At 59.4% G+C, this 19186-nt stretch carries 13 protein-coding genes; 9 read left to right on the forward strand and 4 right to left on the reverse strand.

What is annotated here, in order from left to right; genetic code table 11:
* The first annotated feature begins 220 nt into the window (after nucleotides 1-220).
* Nucleotides 221-2923 carry a bifunctional acetate--CoA ligase family protein/GNAT family N-acetyltransferase gene (locus NC979_RS02550; protein ID WP_190523438.1) on the forward strand — a complete coding sequence of 901 codons (2703 nt, stop codon included), beginning with the start codon at nucleotides 221-223 and terminating at the stop codon, nucleotides 2921-2923.
* Between the two features lie 174 nt (nucleotides 2924-3097).
* Here NC979_RS02550 and NC979_RS02555 read toward each other — a convergent pair whose 3' ends face one another.
* On the reverse strand, nucleotides 3098-3451 hold the full coding sequence (locus NC979_RS02555; protein ID WP_190523440.1) for a hypothetical protein: 354 nt from the start codon (nucleotides 3449-3451) through the stop codon (nucleotides 3098-3100).
* A gap of 90 nt (nucleotides 3452-3541) precedes the next feature.
* On the opposite strand from NC979_RS02555, the gene moaA reads away from it, so the two are divergent.
* Nucleotides 3542-4543, forward strand: coding sequence for a GTP 3',8-cyclase MoaA (gene moaA, locus NC979_RS02560; protein WP_431191007.1), 1002 nt, complete (start codon nucleotides 3542-3544; stop codon nucleotides 4541-4543).
* Here moaA and ilvA read toward each other — a convergent pair.
* Both ilvA and NC979_RS02570 read right to left on the reverse strand, forming a co-directional pair.
* Complete coding sequence (ilvA, locus tag NC979_RS02565; protein WP_190523442.1) at nucleotides 4540-6051, reverse strand: threonine ammonia-lyase, biosynthetic; 1512 nt, start codon at nucleotides 6049-6051, stop codon at nucleotides 4540-4542. The genes moaA and ilvA overlap by 4 nt on opposite strands.
* Nucleotides 6052-6223: 172 nt before the next feature.
* Nucleotides 6224-7735 carry a methyl-accepting chemotaxis protein gene (locus NC979_RS02570; RefSeq protein WP_190523444.1) on the reverse strand — a complete coding sequence of 504 codons (1512 nt, stop codon included), beginning with the start codon at nucleotides 7733-7735 and terminating at the stop codon, nucleotides 6224-6226.
* A 315-nt stretch (nucleotides 7736-8050) separates the two neighbouring features.
* Here NC979_RS02570 and NC979_RS02575 point away from each other — a divergent pair, with 315 nt between their 5' ends.
* Nucleotides 8051-10327, forward strand: a complete 2277-nt coding sequence (locus NC979_RS02575) for a hypothetical protein (RefSeq protein ID WP_190523446.1) — start codon at nucleotides 8051-8053, stop codon at nucleotides 10325-10327.
* A 17-nt stretch (nucleotides 10328-10344) separates the two neighbouring features.
* Here the strand turns inward: NC979_RS02575 and NC979_RS02580 are convergent, their stop codons facing one another.
* A complete protein-coding gene (locus tag NC979_RS02580; protein ID WP_190523448.1) occupies nucleotides 10345-10608 on the reverse strand; it encodes a DUF2584 family protein in 264 nt (87 codons plus the stop codon).
* Nucleotides 10609-10795: 187 nt separating this feature from the next.
* Here NC979_RS02580 and NC979_RS02585 point away from each other — a divergent pair, with 187 nt between their 5' ends.
* The 6 genes from NC979_RS02585 to NC979_RS02610 all read left to right on the forward strand — a co-directional run bounded on the left by NC979_RS02585 (nucleotide 10796) and on the right by NC979_RS02610 (nucleotide 19169).
* Nucleotides 10796-11533, forward strand: coding sequence for an ABC transporter ATP-binding protein (locus tag NC979_RS02585; protein ID WP_190523450.1), 738 nt, complete (start codon nucleotides 10796-10798; stop codon nucleotides 11531-11533).
* A 31-nt stretch (nucleotides 11534-11564) separates the two neighbouring features.
* Complete coding sequence (locus NC979_RS02590; protein WP_190523453.1) at nucleotides 11565-12959, forward strand: efflux RND transporter periplasmic adaptor subunit; 1395 nt, start codon at nucleotides 11565-11567, stop codon at nucleotides 12957-12959.
* A gap of 105 nt (nucleotides 12960-13064) precedes the next feature.
* Nucleotides 13065-14261, forward strand: coding sequence for an ABC transporter permease (locus NC979_RS02595; protein ID WP_190523455.1), 1197 nt, complete (start codon nucleotides 13065-13067; stop codon nucleotides 14259-14261).
* Nucleotides 14262-14459: 198 nt separating this feature from the next.
* Nucleotides 14460-16007 carry a TolC family protein gene (locus NC979_RS02600; RefSeq protein WP_190523457.1) on the forward strand — a complete coding sequence of 516 codons (1548 nt, stop codon included), beginning with the start codon at nucleotides 14460-14462 and terminating at the stop codon, nucleotides 16005-16007.
* A gap of 227 nt (nucleotides 16008-16234) precedes the next feature.
* Nucleotides 16235-16456, forward strand: coding sequence for a hypothetical protein (locus NC979_RS02605; RefSeq protein WP_190523459.1), 222 nt, complete (start codon nucleotides 16235-16237; stop codon nucleotides 16454-16456).
* A 115-nt stretch (nucleotides 16457-16571) separates the two neighbouring features.
* A complete protein-coding gene (locus NC979_RS02610) occupies nucleotides 16572-19169 on the forward strand; it encodes a chloride channel protein (RefSeq protein ID WP_190523461.1) in 2598 nt (865 codons plus the stop codon).
* The last annotated feature ends 17 nt before the right edge of the window (nucleotides 19170-19186 follow it).

The raw sequence follows: 19186 nt of genomic DNA on the forward strand, positions 1-19186 counted from the left end.
CCGCTAACTTGGCATCTTCGGCTTAGCAGACTGCTGGTAGCCTGTTCACCGTCACTAAGAAAGTCCACTGTGCCGCAGCGATCGCCGACATGGCCTTTGCAACGCTTTTTGGGCTTTGGGCTAGCTCACCCCTCCCTGGAGGGGATGACGCTGGCCCATTTCTGTCCTTCTCTGGGAGAGAACCCCAAGGTCGTGTATTAACCACGTGAGGATTTTGACCATGCTGACCCGCCCCGACCCAGTCATGGATCTTTGGAAAACCGGGAGCCATCCCCTCGACCCCATCTTTGCTCCCCGGTCGGTGGCAGTGATCGGGGCCACCGAGCGTCCCGGCAGTGTGGGTCGCACGGTGCTGTGGAATCTGATCCGCCACCCCTTTGGCGGCACGGTGTACCCAATTAATCCCAAACGGCGCAATGTGCTGGGTGTTCAAGCGTTCGATCGCATCCAGTCTCTTCCTGAAGTAGTGGATTTGGCGATCATTGCGATTCCTGCCCCTGGGGTGCCTGCCGTGGTGCAGGATTGCGTGGATGCTGGGGTCAGAGGCGCGATTATTCTCTCGGCGGGGTTTAAGGAGATTGGTGCCGAGGGTGTTGAGCTAGAGCGGCAGATTAGGGCGATCGCCGCGGGTCGTATGCGGTTGATTGGCCCTAACTGCCTGGGCATTCAGAATCCGCTGACGGGGCTCAACGCAACCTTTGCCAGCCACTTGGCGAGGCAAGGCAACGTCGGCTTTATCAGCCAAAGCGGGGCGCTGTGCACCTCCATTCTCGACTGGAGCCTGCGGGAAAACGTGGGCTTCAGCGCCTTTATCTCCCTGGGTTCCATGCTCGACGTGGGCTGGGGCGACCTGATCGACTACCTGGGCGACGACCCCCATACCCACAGCATCGTCATCTATATGGAGTCGATTGGGGATGCCCGGTCGTTTTTGTCGGCGGCGCGGGAGGTAGCGCTAAGCAAGCCGATCATTGTGATTAAAGCGGGGCGTACCCAGGCGGCGGCTCAGGCAGCGGCCTCTCACACCGGGGCGCTAACGGGCAGTGATGCGGTGCTAGATGCGGCCTTTCGGCGCTGCGGCGTGCTGCGGGTTGATCACATCGATGAGCTATTTGATACCGCCGAAGTGCTGGCCAAGCAGCCACGCCCCCGAGGCCCGCGCCTGAGCATTATCACCAACGCGGGCGGGCCGGGGGTGCTGGCAACAGATGCGTTGATTCGCGCTGGGGGGACTCTGGCAAAGCTTTCTGCCGCTAGCGTGGATGCTCTAAATGGGGCGCTGCCCTCCCATTGGAGCCACAGCAATCCTGTTGATATTCTGGGGGATGCTGAACCGGCCCGATTTGCCCAGGCACTCAAGACCACCCTGGCCGACCCCGACAGCGACGGCTGCCTGGTGGTGCTCACCCCTCAAGCTATGACCGACCCGACCAAAACCGCCCAGGCGGTAGTCGAAACCTGGCGCAACAGCGAATCGAGCCAGCCGATTTTGGCCAGCTGGATGGGGGGAGCTGAGGTCGATGCCGGCGAAGACATTCTCAACCGAGCGGGGATACCCACCTATCGCTACCCCGATCTGGCAACGCGGCTGTTTGGGCTGCTGTGGCGGCACAGCTACGCCCTCAAAGGGCTCTACGAAACCCCGACCCTAACCACCAACCACGGCATCGATCGCGCCACCGTTGCCACCCTTCTGCAAACGGCTCAGGCTGAAGCCCGCTCGCTGCTCACCGAGACCGAGTCAAAGGCGTTGCTGGCGGCCTACGGCATTCCGGTGGTGCCCACGCAGGTGGTGGCGACAGTGGAGGAAGCAATCGCCGCTGCCGACCAAATTGGCTACCCGGTAGTCCTCAAACTCTATAGCCTCACCCTCACCCACAAAACCGATGTGGGCGGTGTGCAGCTCAACCTTGACGATAGCCATGCCGTCGCTCGGGCCTTCGATCGCATCCGCACTGGCGTGACCGAAAAAGCCGGAGCCGAGCACTTTCAGGGCGTTACCGTGCAGCCGATGATTCGCGTCGATGGCTATGAGCTGATTTTGGGCAGCAGCCAAGACCCGCAGTTTGGCCCGGTGCTGCTGTTTGGCACTGGCGGCCAGCTAGTCGAGGTGTTTCAAGATAGTGCGATCGCCCTGCCTCCCCTCAACAGCACCCTGGCCCGTCGCTTAATGGAGCAAACCCTAATCTACAAAGCCCTCCAGGGTGTGCGGGGCCGCGAGGCTGTGGACTTGGATGCCCTAGAGCAGCTTTTAGTGCGCTTTAGCCAGCTAGTGGCAGAGCAGCCCGATATTGCCTCTATTGATATCAACCCTCTAATCGCCTCGTCTGACCAACTGCTGGCCTTAGATGCTCGGGTGATACTGCGTGCTCCCGACTCACCGCCAGCCCGTTTGGCCATTCGCCCCTACCCCACCCAATATGTCTGGTCAGGACGCAACGGCGTCACCATTCGCCCCATTCGCCCCGAAGACGAGCCGCTGATCACCGCCTTCCACGACATGGTGTCTGAGCAGAGCGTTTACCTGCGCTACTTCCATGCTATCAAGCACAGCACCCGCGTCGCCCACGATCGCCTCACCCGCATCTGCTTTAACGACTACGATCGCGAGATCGCCCTGGTGGCCGAAATGAGCGGCCCCGATCCCAAAATCATCGGCGTCTGTCGGCTCACCCAAAAGTACGCACTGCCCGAGGCCGAGTTTGCCATGCTGATAGCCGACCCCTACCAGGGACAGGGCTTTGGCACCGAGCTGCTGAACCGCCTGATCGAGGTAGCCCGCGCCGAAGGGCTGCACCGCCTGACAGGGGAAATTTTGGCTGAGAACCACGGCATGCAGCGCCTGTGCAAGCGGGTCGGCTTTCAGCTCAATCCGACGCCGGAACCCGGCATTTTATCCGCCACCTTAGACTTGATTGTCTGAGGTGGCAGAAACAACAGTTACCTGCCTAAGATGACCCACAGCCGCATGGGTGAGTTGCAGTCGCTAACTCCTAGCCAGCGTGTCTGGCTTGGAGTGCTTTTGTCGCCACCTTGAGCAGCCGTCGCTCGATCGACAACTTGCCCTTCCCCATTCACCTAACGAGCCCCGCTTGGATTACTGGGATGGATTGGAATTCAATACCTCCTTGACCTCTACTTCTAAAATCGATTCGCCTGTGGTGAGGGTCAGCCGCCTAAACTCACCCCGCAACTGAATCGATTTGTTGAGTAGTTGGTAGAGAGCTTCTGTATTGGTAGCCTGCGACCTTAGGTAGACCGGTTCCAGCTCGAGGTCTACCAGATAGAGCCGATTGGTCATCCGGCTGTCGGGGTGGGTGGCGCTATCGACGGCCAGTCGCCCCAACAGCACAACATCCGCTGGCTGCGCTAATGCTTTCACCAGGCCCAGGCAAGCGATCGCACCGGCAACTGCGCCAACCAGCATGCCCTTGAAAAACCCTTGCGGCATGGACTATTTCCCCAATCAGCAGATGCCGCCAGTTTAAGCCAACCCACCCCCTGGTTTTGGTGAGGGTGCCATAATCGGAGCATGCACCCTGTGGTTCCACCCCCTATGCCCGCCATTGACTACCTGCGCATTAGCCTTGTGGATCGCTGCAACTTTCAGTGCCAGTACTGCATGCCGGAGGGGGCTGACTTGCAGTACCTACCCCAGAAGGCGTGGCTGACCCGCGCCGAACTGCGGCAGCTCCTAGAGGAGGTCTTCATGCCTCTGGGGTTCTCAAACTTTCGGCTCACCGGGGGCGAGCCGCTGGTGCGACCCGGCATTGTAGATATCGTGCGCGATATAGCAGAGTTGCCGGGGACAAAAGACTTATCCTTGACCACCAACGCCTTTTTACTCGGTGGCCTAGCCCAAGATCTCTGGAACGCCGGGCTGCGGCGCGTCAACATTAGCCTCGATTCGCTAGATCCCGTCATCTTTGATCAAATCGTGGGCGGGAGAGGAAAATCTCGCTGGCCCCAGGTTTGGGACGGCATTCAGACCGCTCACCAAGTCGGATTCTCACCGCTCAAGCTCAATGTGGTGGTGATTCCGGGCGTTAACGACCACGAAGTGTTGGATCTGGCGGCCCTAACCCTCGATCGCGAGTGGCACGTGCGCTTTATTGAGTTCATGCCCATCGGCAACGACAGTTTGTTTGAGGCCAAGGGCTGGGTCGATTCGGAGACGCTGCGCGATCGCATTCGCCAGCGCTGGGGCCTGACCGCAGGCGACGTGCTCGGCCACGGCCCGGCAGATGTGTTCCAGATTCCGGGCGCTAAGGGCACCGTGGGTTTCATTAGCCAAATGTCAGAGTGCTTTTGCGATCGCTGCAACCGCATGCGCCTGTCGGCCGACGGCTGGCTGCGCCCCTGCCTGCTCAATGAAACTGGGCAGCTCGACCTCAAAACCCCCCTACGTCAGGGCGTCTCCACCGCTGACCTGAAGCGCCAAGTAGCGGCCCTACTAGCCGATAAGCCCGAGATCAACTACAAAATGCGCCAGTCGGGCACCACCGGAGCCTACGGTCGCACCATGTCGCAGATTGGTGGTTAGCCCAAAAACAGCTTGTAGGCGGGGTTTTGGTTTTCGTCCCAATACTGATAGCCGAGGGTGTCGAGAAAGCTCTGCCACTGGGGCATTTCCTGGGGCGGCACCTGAATGCCGGTGACGATGCGGCCATAGTCAGAGCCGTTGTTGCGGTAGTGAAACAGGCTGATATTCCAGTCGGGGCTCATGGCGCTGACAAACTTCATCAGCGCGCCGGGGCGCTCGGGGAACTCGAAGCGGTAGAGCAGCTCGTCGTGGGCCAGGGATGACTTGCCGCCGACCATGTGACGCAGGTGCATCTTCGACAACTCATCGTCGGTTAGATCCAGCGTCTTCAAGCCTTTGGATTCAAACACTTGAGCCATAGCAGCAGCATCGGCCCGACCTTGGACTTCTAGTCCAACAAAAATGTGGGCCTCGTGGTTGTCGGCAATGCGGTAGTTAAACTCGGTCAGGTTGCGAGTGCCCAGGCATTCGCAAAAGGCCTTGAGGCTGCCCGGCGTTTCAGGGATGGTGACGGCAAAGATCGCCTCACGGTGTTCACCGATCTCGGCTCGTTCGGCAACAAACCGCAGGCGATCGAAGTTCATGTTGGCCCCGCAGGCCACAGCTACCAAGGTTTGGTCGGTGATGCCTATGCTTTCGACGTAGGCTTTGGCTCCGGCGATCGCCAGTGCCCCCGCCGGTTCCAAAATCGATCGCGTGTCTTCAAAAACATCCTTAATGGCGGCGCAGATGTCGTCGGTGCTCACCAAAATAACGTCGTCCACATACTGCTGACAGAGGCGAAAGGTTTCTTCGCCCACCTGGCGCACCGCTACACCATCGGCAAACAGGCCGACGGTGCTCAGCCGGACTCGCTCTCCAGCCTTCAGCGATCGCGACATAGCATCAGCCTCGATCGGCTCCACGCCAATGATCTTGATCTCAGGTCGCAGCCGCTTCACGTAGGCGGCAATGCCGGAAATCAACCCACCGCCGCCGATCGCCACAAACATGGCGTGAATGGGCTGGGGATGCTGCCGCAAAATCTCCATGCCGATGGTGCCCTGGCCCGCAATCACATCCGGGTCATCGAAAGGATGCACAAAGGTCAGCCCCTTTTCCTCGGAGAGCTGACGGGCGTGGGCATAGGCATCGTCGTAGGTTTCGCCGTAGAGCACCACTTCGCCGCCCCGCGCCTTCACCGCGTTCACCTTCATCATCGGCGTCGTGGTGGGCATCACAATAATGGCGCGGGTGCCCAGCTGCTTGGCCCCCAGTGCTACACCCTGGGCATGGTTGCCCGCCGATGAGGCAATCACCCCCGCCGCCAGCTGCTCCGGCGATAAGTGAGCCATTTTGTTGTAGGCTCCCCGCAGCTTGAACGAAAACACCGACTGCATATCTTCCCGCTTCAGCAGCAGCCGGTTGTGCAGCCGCGCTGACAGGCTCGGGGCAATATCCAAAGGCGTTTCCTGCGCTACGTCGTAAACCCGGGCGGTGAGAATGCGTTCGAGGTAGTCGGTAGGCATTGCAGGTGAGAGGCGAAGGGATAAACCCTCATTTTAGAGGGGCGGCGTGTTTAGTCATCATCAACAATTTTTGGGGCATAGGGTTTTGGGTATAAGGTTCAAGGGGCTCCCCCAAACCTTGTACCCGAAACCCTATACCCTTCCCCAGCCTTGTCCATCAACTACCCCACATCTAAAGCTTAAAGTAGGCCATGGCCCGCTGGAGGTGGGCTGCGTGGGACGCCATGGCATGGCTAGAGGTTGCCAGTTGCTCTGCCGCTACCGCATTGTGCTGGGTGACTTCGTCTAGCTGCCCCATAGCGCTGTTGATTTGGGCAATGCCGTTGTTTTGCTCTAGGCTAGCGCGGGTGATGTCGGCCATTAGCCCCGAGGTTTGATGAATGCTGGGGACAATTTGCTTGAAGAGATCGCCGGTGCGTTTGCTGACTACCATGCTGCGATCGGCTAGGGCCGTAATTTCCTCAGCGGCAGTGCGACTGTGTTCGGCCAGCTTACGCACTTCCTTGGCGACTACAGCAAACCCTCTGCCATGGTCGCCGGCCCGGGCGGCCTCCATAGTGGCGTTTAGGGCCAGCATGTTGGTCTGTTCGGCAATGTCTTCGATGACGTGGATTTTAGCAATAATTTCTCGCATCACTTGCACCGTTTCAGTGACGGCTTTTTCGCCCTCATTCACCATGGTTGCCGACTGAACTGCCGATTGGTAGGTGTGCTTGGCTTTTTCGGCATTGCTGTTAATGACGACATTCATTTGCTCAATCGACACTGTCGTTTGAGCCACCCCAGCTGCTTGCTTAGAATTGCCGAAGGAAAGCCCTTGGGCAGCATCGTTGAGATGGGCAGAAATCTCCAGCATCTGTTTGGCCGCCACCTGTTCATCTTGAATAATGGTGGACAGACGCGTTGTCATCATCCTCAGGGCCTCCAGCATGCGGCCAATTTCGTCATCCCTACCGGCCGGAATTTCGACATGCAAATCTCCGTCGGCAATGCGCTGCACGATCGCCGCCGTAGCGAGAATCGGCTGCGTAATGCGACCCGCCAGATAGTAGGCCAAGACGATCACCCCAAGGCCAACTAAAATGCTGCCCCACAGGATGCCCAGCGCTAGCTGGGATGAAAAATCAAGGGTGCTGTTGAGATCACTTTCCAGGGCGGCGAGCCCGTTTTGAGAATCGTTCAGAAAACTCTCGATAGTTTCGGTATAGGCATCTTTAGCCTGTTGGTACTCAGCACCATCTAGTACAGCCAGGGCTTGTTTAGGTTGCCCCGCCTCTAGCAGCTTAAGGGATTCTGTCTCTAACTCAGCCAGTGTGTCGTTGAGCCCCTTTTGCTGATCAAAAAGCGCCTGAATTTTAGGGTCAGCGGCATCGGCCTGGGCAGCAATAATCAGGTCTTCTAGCGGGGTGAAGTAGAAATCGTAGCGTTCTTGCCAGCGGCTGTCTTGGGTCAATACATAGTTGCGCATCGACTGAGTGAGCACTTCGTCTAACCACATGATCTGCTGAGCGCGGGAGAGTTGTTGTTGTGATGCGCTGACAGAAACTAGCCTGGCGCGAATTTGCTCGATGGCGAAGTAAGTCACGGTACCGATAGCGGTGAGCGTGAGTGCACCGAAGAGATAACCCACAAAAATCCGCGTGCGAATTTTGCTAGAGGCCAATCTCTTAAATAGAAACATCATCACGTTTTCCCTGTTTGCTGTAGATGTGGTTGGGCGGCGGCAGTGGTATCAGTAACAGACCGTCCTGATGTTCTGTTCTGATAGAGGATCTCCCCACTAGTTGAAATGCTCCTGGTCTGAGCAAAGAACGCTACACAATTCTTCCCGTTATAAAGTGTTACCCAACGTCTCTCTAGCGAAAGAATTTCGGCTTTGGGGGTGCTTGCTAGCCGCGGGCGGGGCTTGAACTTCGTCAACCGCCGGGAAAAGGCCTCGCTGGAGGATCTGCCCTTGGTATCCTGCGATAGAGTTGCAGAGGAAATTGGCGCAGTTCCTATGCCCCTTCGTTTAGCTCGTCGTCCTAAGGTTTCAACCGCCAGCGCTCCGGGTGCCGTGCAGATTTGGGTCGGTACTCGCTCTCGTCGGCTCTGGCGCAGGCCGCTGGTGCTGGTGCTGGTTGCCGTTGGGCTCAGCGGCGGACTGCTGCTGCTGGGGCTGAGTTTTCGCCTGGGGCTGCGGCTAATGCTTGACCCCGAGGCGTTGCCCCAGGCCCTAGCTCGCTTGACGCGATCGCAGCCAGTGGCCCTGCCCCCTGCCATTAGCCTAGAAGAGCTGCGCCAGCAGGCGGAGGTGAGCCAGCAGCAGGTAGGAGAACCGCTGCGCTTAGAGCTGCCTGGGGCTAAGGACCGGGAGGTGCTGATCGTGCCGGTGCTAGAGGCGACGGGAGCGATCGCTTCCCTCCACCTGTTTGCCAACGATGACAAGGGGGGAGAGCTGAGGGCGATCGCTACCCTGCCTACTGCGGCCCTGCCCAAAGATACAGTGCTAGCGCCCTGGCTCAGCAGCCCCCAAGCACCTACGGCCGCTCCGGCAAATTTTGACTTCACTCGGGTCGTGGCGCTGCCGGCTCCCCCCGTTGCCACCGATGGGCTTTGGTTTACCCTAGAGGGCAGCTGGCAGCAGCAGGGCCTCACCCTGCGCTATGGTCAGTTGCTGCATGTTGACTCCCAGGCCCAGCGGCTAGAGCTGCTCACCCCCTGGAGCAGCCCGGCCAACCGCCCGCCCCAATGGGCCGACCTGGATGGTGACGGCCCCAGCGATCTAGTCATTGACGAAACCGTGGGGTTGGAACCGGCCCTGCGCGGGTTCCAGGTGATGCCTGAACCGCGCTTGCAGCCTGTGTCGTGGGTGCGAGTGCCTGTGGATGCCGGTGCCCAGGCAGGCGACTACCAGCAGGCCCTGCGTCTGGCTCGTGGCGGGCTCTGGCATCCCGCCCAGGCCCAGCTGGCCACCCTTAAAACAGGTTTAGCCCAGGCCTGGAACCCGGCAGCGGAGGCCCAGCTGCGGCTGATGGAGCGCCATCGGGCGATCACCCGTCAGCAGGCTGAGCAAGATTGGTCAACGCCAACCCAGCACATTCTCGCTCTGCTAATCGACGGGCGATGGGAGCCAGCCCTGACCCGGCTGGAGGCCAACCCTGAGCTGCTGCCCACCCTGCTAAATCGCCTCGGCGTTGACCAGGGCCGCCTGTGGAACCGCATCAGTGCCGCCGCCGCTCTGCCCGATCCGCCACCGGCTGTGTATGTGTGGGGCGGTCTGGCCATCAAAGCACAGCAAAACAAACCCACCAATCGAGATGGGGCTACCCCAGACTGGCTTAACCGTCAGCCAGTGCCCGCCGCCGCCCGCCAGCGGTTGGCCAAGGTTTTGGCTACTTTGACGACTACCCAGGCACAAGCGGTTGCCAGCGCTAAGGGTGCAACCGCTGCGATCGCCGCCCAGCCCCCTAGTGCCCAAGCAACAGGGAACCTTGCCCTGCCGCCCATCACTGCCCTCATTGGCCAGGCTCGCCCCATTCCTGCACCCCAGTCTGGCTATGCTGCCCCTGGTCAGTCTCTCGATGCCGCCCTAGGTCAGTGGTATGCCATTGATGTGCAGGCCGTGAACCAGAGTCAAGCCTGGCAGCAGGGAACTGGGTTAGTTCCCGCTGGGGCCACCCCAGCGGCGGTCTGGCCGGTGGTGCAGCCGGCAGCCCAGGCATCACCTCAGCTGCTGCGCTGGGTGAGCCCTACTACCGGCGTTTCAGCATCCCTGACCGTGCGCGGCCTTAGCTTGACCAATGGCACCGTGACGCTACTGGCCACTGGCCCTGCCACCAATACCTCTGCCTTGCCGCCGCTGGTCTTTTCCCAGGGGGCGCTGATGTGGCTTGATGGTAATCAGGGCCAAACCGCAGAACCGGGGGCGATCGCCGCCACGGCCACCGCAATCTTTGGCGATCAGCCGCTACCGGCAGACTTTGCATCTGCTCTGGCTAGTCTCACCCAGCACAGCATTGACCTGACCGGTGATGGCCAGCCAGAGCGAGTGCTGACTTGGGATGAAACGGCGCTGACCCAGCTGAAAAACTGGCGCGTTCAAGTAGAGCCAACTGCCGTCAAAACCATCATACTCAGCGCCGACGATCGAGTGCTCTACAGCGACATGTTTGCGCCTCAAACCGTAGTGGCGCTCACCAACCCGACCCTGGGTGGACCAGTCGGATTGCTGGTGCATCAGGCGGGGAGATATGAGCTGCTATCGTGGCAGGCGGCCAGTCAGCAGTTTGAATAAGGCTGAACTAACTCTGTCTACTTAACAGCGAACGGGGTTGTGTAGATGCGGTGAATCCGAAACTCTAAAGCGGTAGTCTGGTGCTCCCAGGTCAGTTTTTCGATGACAATGTCGCCGTGGGCAAGCCAGTTTTCATCGACTAAACTCAGCGGCACGTCGATGGGAAAAATGCGATAGCCGCCTTTTTGCACCTGGTGGCGAGCCCCAACGTCGAGAACGGCGGGGTAGCCCTGACCGGGCTTAAGTTTGAGCAAACTGTTAATTTCACAGGGCATTCCCATTGGCGGTACCTGGGTTTTTGGGGAGGATAATCTAGCGAAGAGATAGAGATTAGCGTCTCCTGAGCTGCTGCGTCTAGCTTTGACCCTCTGCGGCTCACAAATAGATCAGGTAAAGGAATTATCCTAAGTCTGTGGGTTTCATCTCGATATGAAACTTTTGCCACTTTAGCGTTCACGCGATCGCCCTATGTTCCCAACGCCCCACCCCTCACCTGCCGCCGTTATCACCATGGAGAATGTGTCGCGGGTGTTTGGCAGCGGCGAGGCGGCAGTGCGGGCCTGCGATCGCATCAATATCACCATTCACTCCGGCGAGTACTGCGCCATCATGGGTCAGTCGGGCTCGGGTAAATCGACGCTGATGAACATCATTGGCTGCCTCGATCGCCCCACCAGGGGTCGCTACCTTCTCGACGGCACCGATGTCTCAACGGTCGACAAAACCCGGCTAACCCGCATTCGCAACCGCAAAATTGGCTTTATTTTTCAGCGCTACGAGCTGCTGCCAAACCTGACGGCGTTAGAGAACGTAATTCTGCCGATGATGTATGCCGGGTTGGGGCGATCGGTGCGGCAGCGCCGAGCGGCAGCGGCTCTCACCCACATGGGCTTAGCTAACCGTATGGATAAACGCCCATCCCAATTGTCGGGCGGGCAGCAGCAGCGGGTCGCCATTGCCCGCGCCATCGTCAACCAGCCGGTGCTCTTGCTGGCCGATGAGCCTACCGGGGCACTCGATTCGCAGTCGGCGACGGAGGTGCTGGGCATTTTTGAAGCCCTGCATCAGCGGGGCATTACTATCGTCATGGTGACCCACTCCCACGAGGTGGCCCGCCACAGTCAGCGCATTATTATGATGAGCGATGGCAGGGTAACCGACGATCACCTCAGCCCCGCCGAACTGGGCCACCTGGCCCCCCTGTAGCAGCCGACTGCCCTTTGTTTGGTAATGCTCCGTGCCGCCCGAACCCCACCCCGATACTTCCACCCGTGCCAATGTTTCGGCAGATGCTGACCCGCTCTCGCCAGATCCTTTAGCTTCGGTGGAAACTGCCAGACCCCTTAGTCCTGGCCTATTCGATGACGACCTGCTCGACGATGGCGATCGGGCCAACTCTCGCCCTGGGCTTAGGTGGCTCATGGCGTCGGGGCTAGTGCTGGTGCTGGGCGTGGGTGGCTGGCTGGGCTATCGCACTTGGCAAAGCCGCAGCGTTGACCCTGTGGTGGTGACTACGGGTACCCCCAGCCGCGACACCTTAGAAAACCGGGTTGATGCCTCCGGCACCATGAGCCTGGGCAACCAGCAAATTCTCAAAGCACCGGGGGATGTCACTGTGGAGGCGGTGCTGGTAGAAGAGCGCCAGCGGGTAGCGAGGGGCACAGTGCTGCTGCGGCTGCGCGATCGCAGCCTAGAGCAAGAGCTGGACGAGGCCCAAATTGAGACCGAAATTCTCAGGCTGCAGCGGCAGCGCAACGCCGAGGTGCTGCAAGACCACCGGCGCACAGTGCAGAGGGCTGAAGAGCGGCTGAGTGAGTCGCGATCGCTAGTTGCTCAGGGGTTTATCTCCGAGGATGACTACAACGACGATCGCAACGCTTTAGAAGCGGCCCAGTCTGAGCTGCGGGGGGCCGAGGTTGAGCTACAGCGCTCCGAGCTAGAGATTCGCCAAAACCAGGCCAAACTAACTAACGTTCGCGCCCGCATTGCCGACAACGCCATCGTCGCCCCCTTCGACGCTGTAGTGCTCAATATCGACGTGCAGTCCGGCGACGGCGTGCAGAGCGAAGGCACCCTGCTCACCATCGGTGACCCCAACCAAGAGGTAGTGCTCTTTGACCTTATGACCCTCGACGCCAACAAGGTGTCGGTCAACATGCCCGTGCGGGTCAGCGTCATCGGCCCCAACCCAGAAAAATATCTAGGTCGGGTGGTCAGCATTGCCCCCCAGGCGATTACCGACAGCGACAGCGACGGCGGCGGTGGCTCCCAGGCTATGGTCAAGGCGATCGCCCAGCTCGATCGCCCCAGCGGTGTACTCATCTCTGGTAGTTCTGTCAGCGTCGAAGTTATTCTGGTGCAGCGAGAGAATGCCCTAGCCCTGCCCACCAACGCGATTCAGCAAGCAGACGGCGAAACCTTTGTCTGGGTCGTCGATGCCGACAGCCGCGCCCAAAAGCGCTCCATCACCACCGGCCTCGACACCCTAGAGGCGGTTGAAATCGTCTCTGGCCTACAAGACACCGACACCGTCATTCTCACCCCCCCACCCGACCAACCCCTCGAAGCAGGCATGACCGTAGAAACAACTCCCTCTAGCTTCCCCGCAAGCAGCCCCCGCCCCACCCTCTAGCTCACCACCCCCTTACTCCATCACTCCCCACCCCCTCACCCTCCTCATCTCCCCCAGCTTCCCCACCCATCCACCCTCTACCCCCGCTCCCCACCTCACCCTTCCATGCCCCTCTCCCCCCTCGACCTCAGCCTCACCACCCTGAGGGATCTAACCGGCAACTGGGTGCGATCGGGCCTCACCGCTCTGGGCATTTTCATGGGGGTTGCCGCCGTCAACGCCACCCTCAATATCGACACTATTGCCAATCGGGTGCTGCAAGAGCAGCTGGCGGCCAGAGATAACCCCAACATCACCCCTTTTGTCTACGGGCGCAGCCTCCCCCCAGTGGAATTTGATCAGGCGGCGATCGCAGAAATCCAAGCGGCTATCCCTGGCATTCTCAGCATTAGTCGGGTGACTCAACTATGGGGAACAGAGGTGCAGTACCAGGGCACCATCACCGACAGCGTTGATGCCCTGAGTGTGTCAGAGAATTACCAGCGCACCACTGGGCGGCAGGTCCTCGACGGCCGATTCTTTGACCCCGAAGACTTTAATGCCTTTCGTCCCGTCACCGTTATCGATACCGTACTAGCTCAGCAGCTCTTTCAAGAGACTCCGCCCTTAGGTGAAGGTATTTTTATCAACGGCACCCGCTTCACCGTGATCGGTTTAATTGAAAACAAGAACCTCTACGGTAGCGAGGAGGGAGAACCTACCGGCACTCTCTGGGTGCCCGAGCCCTACGGTGACCTGCTCCAGGGACGCTTTCGCTTCGGGAGTCAAATTCAGATTGCCTTGCAAAGCCTCGACGATTTTGAGACCACCCGCGACAGTGTTGAAGCCCAGCTTCAGCAGATGTTTCCGGGCTACGAACTGTATATTGATGGCAATGTGGCAGATCTCTACGAAGAAGAGCAGCGCCAGCGGGCTTCCATTCGCGTGCTCAAAGCCGTGGGTCTGCTCGCCCTGGTGATTGGCGGTGTCGGCATCGCCAACATCACCATCGCCGCCATTATGGAACGCACCCGCGAGATTGGCTTGCGCCGCGCCATTGGGGCTACCGATTTAGAAATCATGACCCAGTTTATCGCCGAAGCTGCCTTGCTCAGCCTAATTGGCGGCACCACGGCGGTGGCCACCGTCCACGGGTTGACCAAAGTGGCGACCACCACTGTATTTGAGGCTCCCTACGAGTTCAACTGGCGCGATGCAGCCCTGTCGATGGGAGCCGCCTTTGGTGTCGGCGTTGGTGCTAGTTTCCTGCCCGCCCTGCGGGTGACACAGATCGATGTCGTGCAGGCACTGCGAGGAGAGTAGCGAAGCTCTCGACAATTTCCTTTGCCTCTTAGGGAAGGCTACGCCAACAGCTTCTTTCAAGGCACGAGATACCTCGCTCGCGTTCAGCGTCTCTAGACGAGAAAGCCAGCGTGATAAATTGTCAGGGCAAACAGGACGAGGCGGTGATTTGATGCCGCCGAGCAGGCCAGATGGTGGTTGAAGGGGTGATAGGAATCCATGGAAATTTTGGCCGCTTTAACGCGTTGGGTGCTAAAAGCTGGTTGGGCTTTAGGGCTTTATAGCGCGATCGCCCTTCCCGCTCTAGCCGAGACTATCCCCCTCGTGGAGCCTGCCCCTGACACACCGTCCCTCGAACCAACCCTGCCGACGGCGGATGCTACCGAAGTGGTGACGCTCACGCTCCCCGACTTGCTTAACCTGACTTTGGAGGGCAACCGCGAGCTGCGCAACCAAGCTCTGGGACGCATCGTGCAGCGGCAGCAGCTCGCTGCCGCCGAGCAAATCTTTAACCCGCGTCTAACGCCTACCCTACGGGTTGACGCCACCCGCAGTCGCTTTGGCAATGGCGGTGACGTGGAGATAAATCCAGGCTCATTGCTGCTGGAGGGCAGTGACACTGACCTTGACCAGCAGGTACGGCTCGACACTACCCTTACCACCCGCCTAGGCACCCGCTTTGAGCTGGGGCTAACGCCCTTTGAGGGGGGACAGTCAGTACAGTTTGGAGTCAGACAACCCCTGCTGCGAGGCTTCGGCACTGCCGTCAACGAAGCCCCACTCAACCAGGCCCGCCTAGGCGAAACCCGCAATCAGCTGGCCCTGCGCAGCACCGTCATTGACACCCTCACCACTGCCATTCTCAGCTACAACAATCTGATTAATGCCCAAGCCCAGGTCGACATTCAGACCCAAGCCCTAGAGCGGCGGCAGCAGCAGCTCGACATTTTGCAGGCATTGGTAGAGGCGGGGCGGCGGGCTCCTATTGACCTGTTTGACCCGGAGCGATCGCTAGCCGATGCCCAGCGCAGTTTAGTTGATGCCCAAAATCAGCTCGACCAGGCCAATAGCACCCTACTCAACTTAATTGGCACCGATCGCAACCTGCGCTTTGTGGCCTCTGTTGAGACCATTGCCGAGCTGTTTGCTGCCGCCGACCAGTTGGCCACCTACCAGCCCGACGCCTTGGTAGACCTCGCTCTGGCCCAACGCACCGACTATCAGCAGGCCCAGCTTCAGCGGCAGCAGCAGGAACTCGACCTGCTGGTGGCTCAAGACAACCTGCGCTGGCAGCTCGACGCCGTTGCCGACGGCACCTTGGGCGATGGCTCCCGCAGCGCTATGGGGCTAGTGGCTACCCGCACCTTTGGTGATCCCCAACCCGAAACCGACCGTTTGACCAGCGACATCACCCTGCAACAGCAAGACAATACCCTAGCCCAATTGCAAGACCAGATTCGCAACGATGTCGTCGCCGGGCTTAGCGCAGCTCAGGCTAGCCTGAGCCAGGTGGTCGCTGCAGAGCGAGCTACCCTCAACGCTCGCCGTCAGCTTGAAGCAGACCAGGAGCAATTTCGCCTGGGGCGGGGCAATATCACGTTGTTTCAGCTGATTAGTCAGGAAGAGGCTCTGGTGACGGCCGAAACTAACGAGCTGGAGGCCCGTATTGCCTTCCTTAACAGCGTTGCCCAGCTAGAGAGGACCGTGGGCATCACGTTCGATCGCTGGGCGGCGGAGCTAGAGATTGCCCCTGAGCTACAGGGGTAGTAAGCGAGGGGATAGGCGCAGACGGCAGGTACCTCTCGTTGTATCGCTCCTGTTCAGTTCAATTCAAGGGCCTATGTAGACTCACTTGGCTGAGCCTGACATCTCAGGAGTGCCCCCTTTGAGCGAACTGTGGCAGCTCGATTTCTGCCCTGCAAACCCATCGCGAGATAGACGGCCAAGGAAGAGACATCCGTGAATATACAGAAATAACGAGTTCTCCTACCGCCATGCTAGATGTCATAAGTTCCACAGTTCGGCCGCTGCTGCTGGATGATCAAGTGCTGGAGGTGGCTTACCGACTTTATATGACGGCTCCTCACGGTGGGTCACCCGCCATTAGCCTCAAGCGTTTATCAGAACTGACTGGCAAAACGCCCCTCAAATGTCGCAACGCCATTGTGGAGGCCAACGGGTTGGGTCGTTTCCCTGACTGCGAGCTACATCCGTAGCAGTCCGATTACAGGCTACACTTTGGGATAGTTAAGGGAAGACTGCACTGAGTCGGGCGTTGCCCCTTTCTCTGGCTATGGTCTACCGTATCCCTGGAATGATGCCGCCCCTGTGATGTTGTTAAAGCGCCTGGAACCCTTGCTGAGCCGCAAGCGGGTAGCCATTGTTGAGGCGTGTGTTATTGGGCTGGTGTCGGGGCTAGCAGCGGTGCTGCTCAAGCAGGGGGTCGAGCTGCTTACCTTCTGGCGCACCTCCAGCACCCTACCGTTGTGGCTGGCGCTACCCACGATTGGTTTGGTGGGCGGCTGTCTGTCAGGCTGGTTGGTTGAACGGCTGGCTCCGGAGGCGTCGGGCAGCGGTATCCCTCAGGTTAAAGCAGCGCTTGGCTTCGCCAAAATTCCGCTAAACCTGCGCGTGGCGTTGGTGAAGCTAGTCAGCACTCTCTTGGCGCTGGGGTCAGGTCTTTCTCTAGGGCGGCAGGGGCCAACGGTGCAAATTGGCGCCGGCCTAGCGGCGCAGCTAAGTCGCTGGGTGCCAACATCGCCCGAGTATCGACGACAGTTAATCTCCGCTGGCGCGGCTGCCGGTCTGGCGGCAGGCTTCAATGCCCCCATTGCTGGGGTGCTGTTTGTAGTCGAGGAGCTGCTGCAAGATTTTTCTGACCTTACTCTGGGCAGCGCTATTTTGGCGTCATTTATTGGGGCGGTAGTGTCGCGGCTGCTGGGGGGGCAGGGGCTCAATCTAACAATGGATGCCCGGCACATCAGCCTGTCAATGCACGATCTGCCCTTTCTAATCATTTTGGGCTTGATGGCTGGGCTGCTGGGATCGCTATTTCGGCGGGGCATTTTTGGCAGTTTGGCGTTTTTTCGCCAATTTAAAGGTTTGGGATTGCCTGGACGCATTGGCCTAGCGGGGCTGATTACGGGGCTGGTGGGGGTGTTTGTGCCGGTGGCGTCGATTGACAACACCGGGCTGCAAGAGTTTTTGGTGACTGGCTCGGCTGGGTGGCAGATGATTGCGATCGCCTTCGTCGCCAAGTTTTTGTTGACGCTATTGGCCTATGGGTCAGGGGCCCCAGGGGGAATTTTTGCCCCCTCGCTGGTGCTGGGTGCAGCATTGGGATGTTTGGTGAGCTTCTTTGCCCAGGGCGTCTACACCGGCTTTGGGGCCTGGCCTGCACCGGCCGACTTAGCCACCACCACTACCTACGCGCTGACGGGCATGGGCGCTTTCTTTAGCGCGGTGACGGGAGTGCCGATAACAGCCATCGTGATCGTTTTTGAGATGACCGCCAACTTCAACCTGGTACTGCCCCTAATGATCGGCTCAGGGGTCGCCTACCTGATTGCCGATCGCGCCAACGACGGCTCGATCTATAACCGCCTGCTCGCTCTCCAGGGCATTCACCTGGAGCCAGTGCCTCAGGCTAACAACCCCTGGGGACACCTCAAGGCGGCAGACTTAATGCAGCGGCGGGTCGAAACCCTTTCTAGCCAAATGAGCTTACCCGAGGTGGTGCAAGCCTTTTCGCGCTCGCACCATCGCGGCTTTCCAGTGCTCGAAGACGGTCGTCTGGTGGGCATTGTCACCCAGAGCGACCTGAGCGACTCCACCACCCAGGGCCTAGATGACGACGTAACCCTGGCTAATATAATGACGACTCAGCCGGTTACCGTGGCCCCCGACGCTCCCCTGCCTCGAGTGCTGCACCTGCTCAATCGACTCAAACTCAGCCGCCTGCCCGTCACCCAGGGCAACAAGCTGGTGGGCATCATCACCCGTGCCGACATTATTCGCGCCGAGTGCGACCAGGTCAGCGGCGATCAGCTCAAACTCGGCCCCCAGGCAGAACCCTCCTATGTGGTGTTTCAGCAGCAGGCCCCCGCCACCGGCCAGGGACGATTGTTGCTGCCCCTAGCCGACCCCCGCACCGCGCCCGATTTGATCAAGATCGCGGCGGCGATCGCCCATGGCCTGCACTACGAGCTGGAGTGTATCCACGTCGTCCCCGTGCCCCGCAGTGTTGCCCCGGCTGAAGCCAAGGTTGACCTACAAGGGGTAGAGCCCCTGCGCCAGCTCGCTCTCTCCTACGCCGAAAACAGTGGGCTGTCGGTGCATTTTCAGGTACGGGCCGCCCATGAAATTGGCCGCACCCTGCTTGAAGTAATCAAAGAGCGCCACATTGACTTGGTGTTGATGGGTTGGCACCACCCTAGTCTTACCCCCGGTCGGGTGATCAGCGGCGTCGTCGATACTCTAATTCGCCAGGCCCCCTGCCAGGTGGTGGTGGTGCGTCCCGGCCGCAATCTCACTTTTAACCATTGGCTGATACCCACCGCGGGCGGCCCCAATGCTCAGAGTGCTCAGGCCCTGCTGCCCGGCCTGCTCACCCTTGGCCATTCCCCCGAGGTTCAACTTTGCACCATCTGCCACCCCGAAAAGGGCGAATGCCTCACCCTCCAGCATCTCTCTGAGATGGCTGACGGGCTCAAAGAAACCCTGCGCCGCCCAGTGTATACCCAGGTGCTAACCCATCCCTCGGTCTCGGAGGCGATCGTTGATATGGCAAGCCTGTGTCACAGCGACGCCATTTTACTCGGCGCTTCCCGAGAAAACTTGCTAAGCCAGGTCATTAAGGGCAATGTGCCGCTAGAAATTGCTCAAAATACTCAAATCACCGTTATCCTATTGCGTCAAGTCGAGGGCTAGCGAGTTCCCTACGACCC

Source organism: Leptolyngbya subtilissima AS-A7, assembly GCF_039962255.1.
Classification (GTDB): Bacteria; Cyanobacteriota; Cyanobacteriia; order Phormidesmidales; family Phormidesmidaceae; genus Nodosilinea.